The following is an 11,540-nucleotide window of genomic DNA, read 5'->3' on the forward strand; positions in this document are numbered from 1 at the left end:
GAGGCGTTGATTTCATAGTCATGAATGCCAGAACTTTGCAGATATATCACGGCAAGATCCTACCCCCACTTTCTGGATACTGACAAATAAACACCAGTAAACGATGTGACAGGCTCTGATGGCAGTGATTGCTGTTTGGTGTGATCAGCGCTGGCAAAAGCTTTCGATGGTGGCCGTGACTTCCGGGATCTCAACGCCGGTCGACAGGCGTGCGGCGACCGGGTGGAACTGCAGCGCAGAGGGGTTGATATCGATGCAGGCAAAGGCGCCACTGCGCGATTCCATTGCCTCGGAGGCCGGAAGGAATGCCACAGCCTCGATGCCGGAATCGAGCATCTCAAGGGCAATGGCCGGGTCGGAAACATGCATTTTCACATTGGGCTGGATACCGGCCTTGCGCAGCTGCGCCAGCAGTGTTTCAAAGGTGCCTACGCCTTCCACCCGGCGTAGCAGGATCAGCGGGTGCTGGCCCAGTGATTCCAGCGTCATTCTGGCTGGCAGCTCGTCTGGCAGCAAACGCCGTGCGACCAGCGCCTTGAGTGGCAGCGGCGCAAACTCGATCAGCTCGAACCCCTCCTGTTTGTGCGGACGCTGGATAAAGGCGATGTCGATGCGGCCCCGGTGCAGCAGTTGTTCGAGATGGCTGGAATCCGATACCGACACGCTGATCTCGGCACGCGGGTTTTCCTGATACAGCGAATGTACCAGGGGCAGAAACTGGCGCAGGAACAGGTAGGAAATTCCCACGCGCAGCATGCGCCGCTCGGTGCTGGCGATCTCGATGGTCTTGCGCTTGGTATCTTCGATGCTGCGCAGGATATCGCAGGCTTTCTGGTACAGGTATTGCCCGGCCTCGGTCGGCTCCAGCCGGCGGCCGGTACGCACGATCAGCTCGGTGCCAACTTCCTCTTCCAACTCCTGCAGGCGTTTGCTCAAGGGCGGCTGGGCCATGCACAGCACATGCGCTGCCTTGCTGATCGAGCCTTGTTCGATGATGGTGCAGAAGTAGCGCAGTCGTTTGAGATCCAAGATTCGGTCCATATGGGTGAATGCCGCTGACTTGAGGGTTTTATGCGCCTTCGGCGCGGGATTCAAGTGCCGTTTCCGCACGGCGGGCAGGAAGGGGGATTTGCGTCGCCAAATCCCCCTTCACCCCAAAGGCGAGCCCGCGCTGGCGTCCCTTCGGGATGCCCTGTGATGCTCGCAAAGCACGGCGGCTGCGGCGAGGATGGGCAAAGCCAATCAAGTCCCTTTTCGGGGAACTCGGGCTCCGCCCTCAAACAGTCCTCGCCGAATTCCCGTGTTTTGCTGTGCTTCTCGGCGCCAGCCTGGGCATTTCGCGTTCTTGCATGCGTTTGATATTCAGGTGGTTACACCCGCGGCAGGCAGACCGTTACCCGTACTCCCTGGCCCGGTTCCGATTCCAGCCGGATTGTGCCGCCGTGGACTTCCACGATTGCCTTGGCAATGGCCAGGCCCAGCCCGGTGCCGCCGGTGTGCTTGGCGCGCGAGGATTCCAGCCGGAAATAGGGCTCGAATACTTTTTCCAGTTGATCGGCAGGGATGCCGGGGCCGTGGTCGGCGATGGTGATGCGGGTTTCCTGGCCCAGGTCTTCCACGCCTAGTTCGATCTGTCCGCCACCATAACGGCGCGCATTGTCGAGCAGGTTGGCCAGGCATCGGCGCAGCGCATGCGGGCGGGCCTGGATGGGCTGACGGCAGTTGCCGGTACGCTGGATACGGGCGCCGAGTTCTTCCATGTCTTCCACCACGCTGTCGAGCAGGGCATCCAGATTGACCGGCACCGGTGCCTCCACGTTCGAGCCTGCGCGCAGGAAATCCAGCGTCTGGCTGATCATGGTGTCCATTTCGCTCAGGTCGTGTTCCATCTTCTCGCGCAAGGCCGGATCGATGCCGTTTTCCAGGCGCAGGCGCAGGCGGGTAATCGGCAGGCGCAAATCGTGTGAAACGGCCGAGAGTGCCTGGGCACGCGTGTCGATCAGGCGCTTGAGATCCCGTTGCATGGCATTGAAGGCTTGCGCGGCCTGGCGGACTTCCTGCGGGCCGGTTTCGGGCAGTGGTGGCTGGTTCAGGTTGCGCGCCAGCCCGGATGCGGCATCGGCCAGTTTTACTAGCGGGCGTGTCAACTGGCGTACCGACCAGAGCGACAGGGCCGCTATAGACAGCCCCAGCAGCACCAGCAAGGCGATCAGTCGATACGGCAAGTCGGTGGCGGGCACCGGCAGCAGATGATGGAAGGTCACGATACTGCCGTCACTGAGCCTGACCTGGGCGATATAGGTACGGGCAAAGAAGGGGCCTTTGCCTTCCGAGCCAGATGAGCGTCGCCTGCCCCGGTCGTCATCGTCATCATCGTGACGCGGGCGCAGGCCAAACAGCAGCGGATCAACCCGTTCGAGCGCCAGCATCTGGATGGCAAGCGGGCGTACGAATTGCCGTGCTGCTTCGCTGGCAAAGGCCTGGGCATCGTCGGAGGCATCGATGTTTTGCATCGCCCAGGGAATCGCGAACGAAAGCGTCGTGGGTTGTACGCTGAGTGCCTTGGCCAGAATCGGCCGCTCTGCCGGCGAAGCGCCGTCGAGCACGGTGGCGATGCCGCCCATGCGCTGTGCAGCGTATTCCGACAGCAGCTTGTAGTTGAGCCGGCCGCGATCATCCAGCAGCAGCCACCAGCCCAGCAGTTGCACGACGAACAGACCGGTAAACAACGCCAGCGCAATCTGGCCAAACAGGGTTTTGGGCAACCATTTCACGTGCGGCGCTCCACCCGTGCCGCAAGCATGTAGCCTTCGCTGCGCACGGTCTTGATCAGTTCCGGATCGCGCGCATCATCGTTGAGGCGGCGACGCAGGCGCGAAATCATCACGTCGATGGTGCGGTCGAACGGCCCGGCATCGCGCCCGGCCAGCGTATCCATCAACTGGTCGCGCGAGAATACGCGGTTGGGGGATTCGGCCAGGAGGTGCAGCAGCCGGAATTCCCCGGTGGAAAGCGCAATGACCACGCCATCGGCGCCGATCAGGTTGCGCGCGGACAGATCAAGCGTCCAGCCGGCGAAATGCAGCGATCTGGGCGCGCTTTCGCGGGTTTCATGCTCCTCGGCGCGGCGCAGGATGCTCTTGATGCGCGCCAGCAGCTCGCGCGGGTTGAAGGGCTTGGGCAGGTAATCGTCCGCGCCCATTTCCAGCCCGATGATGCGATCCATGTCATCGCCGCGCGCGGTCAGCATCAGGATAGGCAGGCGCGAAGCAGCGCGCAGATCGCGGCAAAGACTCAGCCCGTCCTCGCCCGGCAGCATCAGATCCAGAATCAGCAGATCGGGCGTTTCGTGCGCCAGCTTCTGGCGCATGCTTGCGCCATCGCAGGCGGTTGCCACCTCAAAGCCCTGATTGCCGAGATAGCCGCGCAGCAGTTCGGTCAGCTCCGGATCATCGTCTACCACCAGAATTTTCTTGCCCATTGGCACCACTCCCATGTTTCGTCCCAAGGATAGCGCGTGTGCCATCGGTAACCCCCTCTTTGTGAACGACCTGCACAAAGTATTACATGCCATTAACAAAATTCCGCGCAGTGGCCACAAACCGTTTACATGCACGAGGTTAAATTGAAAGCGTACCCAACCAAGCCTTGAGACAACCATGCAAGCCAATAGCCAACCTGACCGAATGGATGCTGATCCAGCGCTACCAACCGCCGCCCAGCGGCGCAGCGCCTGGATGCGCACCTTGCTGAAATGGCACTGGATCAGCTCGGCCCTGTGCCTGGTCGGCATGCTGTTTTTTGCAACGACCGGCATCACGCTCAATAACGCCGGCTTTTTCGAAAGCCAGACCCCGGTGCTGACGCAGCACCAGGGAAGTCTGCCGACCGGGCTGCTTCAGACCATCAATGCCATGGGCAATGGGCAGGACAAGGCCTTGCCCGATGCGGTACAGGCATGGATTGGCACAGCGTGGCACGTGCGCCTTTCGCCCAAAACCAGTGATTGGCAGAACGATGAAGTTTATGTCGACCTGAAATCTCCCGGCGTGGATGCCTGGCTCAGCATCGATCGCCGCACTGGCGCCATCCAGTATGAATCGGCCGACCATGGCTGGGTGGCGTTCTTCAACGATCTGCACAAGGGCAAGAATGCCGGGCCGGTCTGGAGTGGCTTTATCACCCTGCTCGGTATTGGCTGTCTGGTTTTCAGCATCACCGGGCTGCTGATCCTGCAGGTGCATGCCAAAGGCCGCTGGAGCGTATGGCCGGTAACTGGCCTGGGCCTGATTGTACCGCTGTTGCTGATCCTGCTTTTTATCCATTGAAATTTGCATTGAAATCCGGAGCGAACACCATGCAAAAAAAACTGATGACATCCGTACTGTCCCTGCTGGGCGTTGGTCTGGCCATGCCAGCCTGGAGTGCCGGTGCCGAACTCTCGATCAATCTGCCTGCCATCCAGGGCGCGCGGGTCAAGCGCCCGTATGTCGCAGTCTGGCTGGAAAAGGCCGATAGCCATGCCTTTGCCGGCAATATCGCCGTCTGGTACGACATGGCCAAGCCCAACAATATCGGCGCCACCAAGTGGTTGCCCGATCTGCGCAGCTGGTGGCGCATCAGCGGCAGCCAGGCTTCGTTCCCGATCGATGGCGTATCGGGCGCCACCCGCCCGGCCGGTGAACACGCCATCAACCTGGGCAGTACGCCGGCCTTCAAGAATCTGGCAGCAGGCAATTATGAAGTGGTGGTGGAGGTTGCACGCGAACATGGCGGACACGAGCTGGTGCGCCTGCCGCTGCAATGGCCAGTGCGTACTGCCAAAACCGAGAAAGTCAGTGGTACCGAAGAGGTGGGCGAAGTCCGCCTGAGCGTGAAGCCATGATCACCCGCATGGCTCGGCTGCGCGTGCTGATTCCGCATCAACTGGATACGGCAGTCAAGCCTGTGCGGGGCGAAGTCAGAAAGCTGCAGGGCTATTGCATGGGGACAAGCTGGAGCGTGCAACTGGTGGCACCTGCCGGCTTCGTGCAGGAGCCTGTGACACAGCAGATTTCTGATCTGCTGGAGGACATCGAAAACCAGATGAGCCATTTCCGGCCTGAATCCGATCTGTGCCGGTTTGGGCGTTTGCCTGCAGGTGCATCGCAGGCATTGCCCAACGAATTTTCCCGCGTGCTGCGTGCCGCGCTGGAGGTGGCCCATCTAAGCCAGGGCGCATTCGATCCGACCATCGCTGCACTGGCCGATGCCTGGGGATTTGGCAGTGCCCGCCGGTTTTTCGATGCCGGGTTTGTGCCGCCCAATCAGATCAACGTGGCGGCGGGGCGTTGGCCGGAATTGATGCTGGATAGTGATAACCGGCTGTATCAGCCCGGCGGCGTGGCGCTCAACTTTGCCGCCATCGCCAAAGGATTTGCCGTGGATGCCGTGGCGCAGTGGCTGTGCGGGCAGGGTTTTCCCAATCATCTGGTGGAAATCGGCGGCGAATTGCGCGGGGGCGGTGTGAAGCCGGATGGCCAGCCGTGGTGGGTGGCGCTGGAATCTCCGGCCACCGATTGCCCGCTGCCATCCACCCGCATTGCGCTGCATGACCTGGCGGTAGCGACATCGGGCGATTACCGGCGCAGTTATCGCATGAATGGCCGCCTGATCCACCACACCCTGGATCCGCGTACCGGCGCGCCAAGTGCCAACCGCGTGTCATCGGTCAGCGTTATCCATGCCGAATGCATGCTGGCCGATGCCTGGGCGACCGCGTTGACGGTGCTGGGCCCGGAGCAGGGCCTGGCACTGGCTGAACGCTTGAATCTGAGCGTATTGCTGCAAGGTCATGACCACGCAGGGAATTGGGTGGAATGGAGCAGTGCGGCGTGGCGCGATCTGCAGTAGGTTCCCGGCAATCATGAATGGTGATGAAAATGTACGAACTGATGACTTCTGATCCCTTGCGCGGGCTGGCTGCCGTTGGCATCGTGCTGGGCTATGGCGTGCTGTGCTGGAAGAAATGGCAGCATGCGCACCGGCCAATGCCGTTGGATAACGGCGGAGTCGATACGGGCAAGGAGCAATTCTGGGTGGTGTATGCCAGCCAGACCGGCCAGGCCGAAGCGCTTGCCCGGCAAAGTGCCCAGATGCTGATGACGGACAAACGCCAGGTGCATGTCTGCCGTATCGACGAAAACTGGCAGGAAGCCGTGCAGCAGGCCCGCTGTATCCTGTTTGTCGTCAGTACCTATGGCGAAGGCAGTGCCCCGGATCATGCCCGGCGTTTTGTGCAGCAAAGCATGCATGCGGCAACGCCGAGAATGCTGCAAGGCAAGCGTTATGGCGTGCTGGCGCTGGGCGATAGCCACTATCCGGCCTTTTGCGCCTTTGGCCGTGAACTGGATGGCTGGCTGCAGGCAGCCGGCGCAATCCCGGAATTCCCGCGTATCGAAGTCGACCAGATGAACGCGCAGGCGCTGCAGCAATGGCAGGCGCGACTGCAGCATCTGGGGGCTAGCCATACGGTGGATTGGCACACACCAGCTGCCCGCTATTCGCCGTGGCATTTTGTCGCACGCCAGTTGCTGAACGAAGGCAGTCCAGGCAACCCGGTTTATCTGGTGACCTTGCAGGGCAGCGCTGAGGCCATGCCGCAATGGCAGCCCGGCGATCTGGTCGATGTACTGGTTCCCGGGGCCGAGGCGTGGCCACGTGTGTATTCGATTGCCAATCTGCCCGGCGAGGGCAGGCTGGAGCTGATCGTGCGCCTGCATCGACGCGATGATGGCAGCAAGGGGATGGCATCCTCCTGGCTGACCGAAACTGCCTGCGCCGGCGACCGGATCCAGATGAAGATTCGCAGCAATCCCGGCTTTCATCTGGAGCCCGATCTTTCACGCCCCCTGATCCTGATCGGCGCAGGCACCGGCATTGCCGGTCTGCGCGCCCATTTGCAGGCGCGCGCTCATGCCATGCGCCAATCGGGTCTGCAAGTGCCGCAACGCAATGCCTGGCTGTTCTTTGGCGAGCGCTCGATCCGGCACGATTATCTGTGCCGGCTGGAAATCGAGGACTGGAAGCGTCAGCAGGTCTTGTCCAAAGTTGATCTGACCTTCTCGCGCGATGATCCGGTAGCGCCGTATGTGCAGCACAATCTGCTGGCGCAGTCTAAGGAAGTCTGCGAATGGATTCGCCAGGGCGCGCAGATCCTGATCTGTGGCAACGCGCAGAAGATGGCGCCGGGCGTCGACAAGGCATTGCGACGCATGCTCGGCTCGCACGAGGTGGATTTGTTGCTGGAGGCGGGGCGGATTCGCCGGGATGTTTATTGAGGGCAGTGCCTGTTTTTACCGGGATTGGCGGGAGTTCATCCCGGTAGGTGAGCTTTGCTTTTGCCGTAGGTCGGGTTTTAACCCGACGCGATACCCATGTTGTCGGGTTAAAACCCGACCTACGGCACTCAGTGGGTTTGAGGGTGTGTGAAGGTGCAGACCACCCTTTGCCAAACCGAGCCTTCCCGTGCCACGAACCTATTTCTCTCCCTGGCGCTTGTCCGCCAGCCGCTCCACCACCCCCTCGATCATGCTGGCGCTGATTTTCTTGGCAACCCGAGGGTTTTTCATCCGTACGGCATCGAAGAGCTCGCGGTGCTGCTTGATGGTGATTTCCTTGACGGCGTCGTCCTGCAGATAGGTCGCATCGAATACCACCTGCTGCAGCGCGCCGATCGCTTCGCCCAGTTGCTTGATCACATAGTTGTGCGCCGAAGCGTTCAGCGCCTTGTGAAAGCGGATATCCGCCAGATTGAAGCGCTGCTTGTCCTCGTATTGCCCGGCCATGTCGATCAGCGCGGCTTCCATCTCGGCCAGGTCTGCCGCCGTGGCGCGCAGTGCCGCCCATTCCGCAATCGCCGGCTCCACCACCTGCCGCATTTCCAATAGCGTCTGGATGAAATCGTAGTTCTCGCCCGTAGCCAGCACCCAGTTCAGCACGTCCGTATCCAGATAATTCCACTCTTCACGCGGATTGACCAGGATGCCTTTCTTGGATTGGGTGTCGATCAGTTTCTTGGCGCTCAGCACCTTGATCACTTCGCGCAGGGTGGCGCGTGAAATGTCATAGACCTTGCACAGGTCGGTCTCCGGGGGCAGCAGCGTGCCCTTGGGGTAAACCCCCTGAATGATGTCGTTGCCGAATTGCTCAATCGTACGGTCCAGCTTGGTTATTTTTTTTGTCATATCGGGTTCGGTGCGTTCATAGGCCCTTGTTCAAGGGCGGGATTGGTTTTGTGTCGACGCGGCATCCAGTGTCTTCGCGTTGCAGGTATGCGGCACAAGTATCGGAATTTTCGGGTATTTCCTTTGGCTTGGCCAGTATCCGATATCGCAATTTGCCTCTGCATTGCCGGTTTTCCATCTGACGGAATGGGCCTGCCCAAGGGCTTGGTCGGCTGCGTTTATGTCCGATTTTAGTCGGTTATTGTCTTTGTTGGTACGACTTTAAATATTTTCAGTCAGACAGAAAATTAATTTTGGTTTGACTGTAAAAAATATTATGTGATACAAATAATGCATGGACACCGTACTCTACTCATCGCGCCGCACCTTTCAGGAGCAAATTCTTGACCGGCTGGGGCAGGACATCTGTACCGGGCGCTATGCCCCGGGCCAGGTGTTGCCTTCCGAGGCTTATCTGGGCGAAGCGTTCGGCGTGAGTCGCATCGTGATCCGCGAGGTGATCAAGTCGCTGGTGGCCAAGGGCATGCTGGAGGTGCGGCGCAAGGTCGGAACAACGGTGTTGCCGCCGGATCACTGGAATCTGTTTGATCCGAGCATCATCGCCTGGCGCGCGCAGTCGGCCAGTCTGAACAAGATGCTTTCGCGCGATCTGATGGAGTTACGCCGCATCGTGGAACCGGCCGCGGCGCGCTTTGCGGCACAGCGTGCCGGAGAGCCCGAGCGCCAGGCCTTGCGCGCCGCCTATGTGGCGATGGAGCGCGCCATTGCCGGCGAGGGCAATTACGTGGCGGCTGATCTGGCCTTTCACGCCGTATTGCTGGCTGCCAGTGGTAACCAGTTCGTGCGGCAGATGCAGGAAGCGCTTTCCGCGATTTTGCGCACCAGCTTCGAGATCGTGTCGAACAAGCCAGGTGGCCCGGCCTTTTCCCTGCCGATGCATGAGGCCTTGTGTTGCGCCATCGAGGCAGGGGATGCCGTGGCGGCGGAACGGGCTGCGCTGGTGCTGATCGAGCAGGCAGAAAGCGACCTGACGCAGCGTTTGCTCCAGCCCGCCGCGGCGGCATGAATATGGAATTTCTGATGCAAGGCTTGCCTTGCACGCATCGCAATTCGGTGCTGGGCACCGTGAACGTACTCAACTCAGGAGAAAAAAGATGTCTGGATTGTTTGATTTGACTGGCCGTACCGCACTGATCACCGGCTCGGGCCGTGGCATTGGCCTGTCGTACGCAGAAGGTCTGGCCGAGGCCGGTGCCGCCGTGGTGCTCAACGACCTGCGCGAAGAAAACATGACCGAAGCCTTGGCCAAGCTCAAGGCCAAGGGTTACAACGCACGCGGCCTGGCCTTCAACGTGGCCGACGAAGCCGCCGTGGTGGCCGCATTCGAGCAACTGGACAAGGATGGCGTCGAGGTCGACATCCTGATCAACAATGCCGGCATCCAGTTCCGCAAGCCGATGGTCGAGCTGGAACTGAAGGATTGGCAGCGCGTGATCGATACCAACCTCACCGCAGCCTTCATCGTCGGGCGCGAAGCCGCCAAGCGCATGATCGCCCGTGGTCGCGGCGGCAAGATCATCAATATCGGTTCGCTGACCAGCGAAGCAGCCCGCGCCACCGTCGCCCCGTACACCGCAGCCAAGGGCGGCATGAAGATGCTGTCCAAGTCGATGGCAGCCGAGTGGGCAAAATTCAATATCCAGGCCAACTCCATCGGTCCGGGCTACATCCTGACCGACATGAATACCGCACTGATCGAAAACGCCGAGTTCGATGCCTGGGTGAAGAGCAGCAACCCGGCCGGCCGCTGGGGCAAGCCGGAAGAGCTGGTGGGTACCGCCGTCTTCCTGTCCTCGCCGGCTTCGGATTATGTGAACGGCCAGATTATTTATGTGGATGGTGGCTGGTTGTCGGTTCTCTAATTAATTTGACCAGGAGCGAACTCATGGACGCACGTGCCTGCGTATTGCATGAAGAAAAAGACCTGCGCATCGAGAATGTGCCGGTCGCAGAAATGAAGGATGACCAGGTACTGGTGCGCATCGGTGCCGGCGGCATCTGCGGCTCTGACCTGCATTACTACCTGCACGGCGGATTTGGCGTCGTGCGCGTCAAGCAGCCGATCGTCTTGGGTCACGAAGTGGCCGGTACGGTCGAAGCGGTCGGATCGAAAGTGACCAAGGTCAAGGCTGGTGACCGTATTGCATTGAGCCCCAGTCGTCCGTGCGGCAAGTGCAAGTTCTGCCAGGCCGGTGAGCATCAGCATTGTCTGGATATGTGGTTCTACGGCAGCGCCATGCGTACCCCGCACAGCCAGGGCGCGTTCCGCGAACTGATCGTGGCGGAAGAGTATCAGTGTGAATCCGTTGGCGATGCGATCAGCCTGGGCGAAGCCGCCTGCTGCGAACCGCTCTCTGTTGCTCTGCATGCGGTGAAGCAAGCCGGCAATCTGGCGGGCAAGAAGGTACTGGTCACCGGCTCCGGCCCGATCGGCGCCCTGGTAGTAGCCGCTGCGCGTTATGCCGGCGCGCTCGAAGTGGTGGCTACCGATCTGCACGATGCCGCATTGGCCAAGGCCGTCGAAATGGGTGCAACCGGCACGGTGAATGTCGCCGCAGCCCCAGGCTTGCAGACCGAGCAATACACGGCTGACAAAGGCTACTTCGATGTTGCGATTGAATGTACCGGTGTCGGTGCGGTGCTGAAGGACATCTTCCCGGTACTGCGTCCGCGTGGCGTGATCGTGCAAGTCGGCGTGAGTGGCGACGTATCGATTCCAATCGGCGTGCTGGTGGGCAAGGAAATCAGCCTGGTCGGTGCGTTCCGCTTCCACAGCGAATATGCGCTGGCTGCACGCCTGTTGAAGGAAGGCCGCATCAACGTGAGGCCGATCATCACGGCAACCCTGCCAATCGAGCAGGCCGTGGAAGCGTTTGAACTCGCATCGGATCGTCGTTCGCAGATGAAGGTGCAGCTGACTTTCTGATCGCAGAAATTAAATTCTAAAAAAACTGCCTTTCTCCAAGGAGACAACATGGCAACCCTGATTACCGACGTCAAAGTCATCCTTACCGCCCCTGAGGGCATCAACCTGGTGGTGGTGAAGGTGGAAACCAACCAGCCGGGCCTCTACGGCCTGGGTTGCGCGACCTTCGCCTACCGGCACGTGGCGGTCAAATGCCTGATCGAAGAATACCTGCGCCCGCTCCTGATCGGTCGCGATGCCGAAGCGATCGAAGAAAACTGGCAGCTGATGCACCAGAACGCCTACTGGCGTAATGGCCCGATCGAGAACAACGCCATTTCCGGCATCGA

General features: G+C 60.3%; 11 protein-coding genes and 1 pseudogene. 8 read left to right on the forward strand and 4 right to left on the reverse strand.

Going from position 1 to position 11,540, the window contains the following annotated elements:
- Nucleotides 1–144 precede the first annotated feature (144 nt).
- The 3 genes from AC0KVQ_RS09590 to AC0KVQ_RS09600 all read right to left on the reverse strand — a co-directional run bounded on the left by AC0KVQ_RS09590 (nucleotide 145) and on the right by AC0KVQ_RS09600 (nucleotide 3,481).
- The gene (locus AC0KVQ_RS09590) at nucleotides 145–1,041 is read right to left on the reverse strand and encodes a LysR family transcriptional regulator (protein WP_473420930.1); all 897 of its coding nucleotides are present in this window, start codon (nucleotides 1,039–1,041) and stop codon (nucleotides 145–147) included.
- Between the two features lie 329 nt (nucleotides 1,042–1,370).
- Complete coding sequence (locus AC0KVQ_RS09595; protein ID WP_473420931.1) at nucleotides 1,371–2,774, reverse strand: ATP-binding protein; 1,404 nt, start codon at nucleotides 2,772–2,774, stop codon at nucleotides 1,371–1,373.
- Nucleotides 2,771–3,481 carry a response regulator gene (locus AC0KVQ_RS09600; protein ID WP_473420932.1) on the reverse strand — a complete coding sequence of 237 codons (711 nt, stop codon included), beginning with the start codon at nucleotides 3,479–3,481 and terminating at the stop codon, nucleotides 2,771–2,773. The genes AC0KVQ_RS09595 and AC0KVQ_RS09600 overlap by 4 nt, the downstream gene beginning before the upstream one ends.
- Nucleotides 3,482–3,659: 178 nt before the next feature.
- On the opposite strand from AC0KVQ_RS09600, the gene AC0KVQ_RS09605 reads away from it, so the two are divergent.
- From AC0KVQ_RS09605 to AC0KVQ_RS09620, 4 genes are read left to right on the forward strand one after another with little or no spacing between them, the layout of a single operon-like run.
- Nucleotides 3,660–4,328: a PepSY-associated TM helix domain-containing protein gene (locus tag AC0KVQ_RS09605; protein ID WP_473420933.1), complete on the forward strand. Its 669-nt coding sequence runs from the start codon at nucleotides 3,660–3,662 to the stop codon at nucleotides 4,326–4,328.
- A gap of 29 nt (nucleotides 4,329–4,357) precedes the next feature.
- On the forward strand, nucleotides 4,358–4,885 hold the full coding sequence (locus AC0KVQ_RS09610; protein ID WP_473420934.1) for a DUF2271 domain-containing protein: 528 nt from the start codon (nucleotides 4,358–4,360) through the stop codon (nucleotides 4,883–4,885).
- Nucleotides 4,882–5,892: an FAD:protein FMN transferase gene (locus AC0KVQ_RS09615; RefSeq protein WP_473420935.1), complete on the forward strand. Its 1,011-nt coding sequence runs from the start codon at nucleotides 4,882–4,884 to the stop codon at nucleotides 5,890–5,892. Before AC0KVQ_RS09610 ends, AC0KVQ_RS09615 begins: the two co-directional genes overlap by 4 nt.
- Before the next feature lie 23 nt (nucleotides 5,893–5,915).
- Nucleotides 5,916–7,319 carry a sulfite reductase subunit alpha gene (locus tag AC0KVQ_RS09620; RefSeq protein ID WP_473420936.1) on the forward strand — a complete coding sequence of 468 codons (1,404 nt, stop codon included), beginning with the start codon at nucleotides 5,916–5,918 and terminating at the stop codon, nucleotides 7,317–7,319.
- Between the two features lie 198 nt (nucleotides 7,320–7,517).
- Here AC0KVQ_RS09620 and AC0KVQ_RS09625 read toward each other — a convergent pair whose 3' ends face one another.
- Nucleotides 7,518–8,225 carry a FadR/GntR family transcriptional regulator gene (locus tag AC0KVQ_RS09625; RefSeq protein ID WP_473420937.1) on the reverse strand — a complete coding sequence of 236 codons (708 nt, stop codon included), beginning with the start codon at nucleotides 8,223–8,225 and terminating at the stop codon, nucleotides 7,518–7,520.
- A gap of 334 nt (nucleotides 8,226–8,559) precedes the next feature.
- On the opposite strand from AC0KVQ_RS09625, the gene AC0KVQ_RS09630 reads away from it, so the two are divergent.
- The 4 genes and pseudogenes from AC0KVQ_RS09630 to AC0KVQ_RS09645 form a co-directional block, all read left to right on the forward strand.
- The gene (locus AC0KVQ_RS09630) at nucleotides 8,560–9,291 is read left to right on the forward strand and encodes a FadR/GntR family transcriptional regulator (protein WP_473420938.1); all 732 of its coding nucleotides are present in this window, start codon (nucleotides 8,560–8,562) and stop codon (nucleotides 9,289–9,291) included.
- Between the two features lie 88 nt (nucleotides 9,292–9,379).
- The gene (locus AC0KVQ_RS09635) at nucleotides 9,380–10,147 is read left to right on the forward strand and encodes an SDR family oxidoreductase (protein ID WP_473420939.1); all 768 of its coding nucleotides are present in this window, start codon (nucleotides 9,380–9,382) and stop codon (nucleotides 10,145–10,147) included.
- Between the two features lie 23 nt (nucleotides 10,148–10,170).
- Nucleotides 10,171–11,211 (forward strand): L-idonate 5-dehydrogenase, encoded by a 1,041-nt coding sequence (locus tag AC0KVQ_RS09640; RefSeq protein WP_473420940.1) that lies wholly within the window; start codon nucleotides 10,171–10,173, stop codon nucleotides 11,209–11,211.
- A 48-nt stretch (nucleotides 11,212–11,259) separates the two neighbouring features.
- Nucleotides 11,260–11,540: pseudogene (locus AC0KVQ_RS09645) on the forward strand (hypothetical protein); the annotation flags it as partial.

The organism is Formivibrio sp. oc-25 (assembly GCF_055810895.1).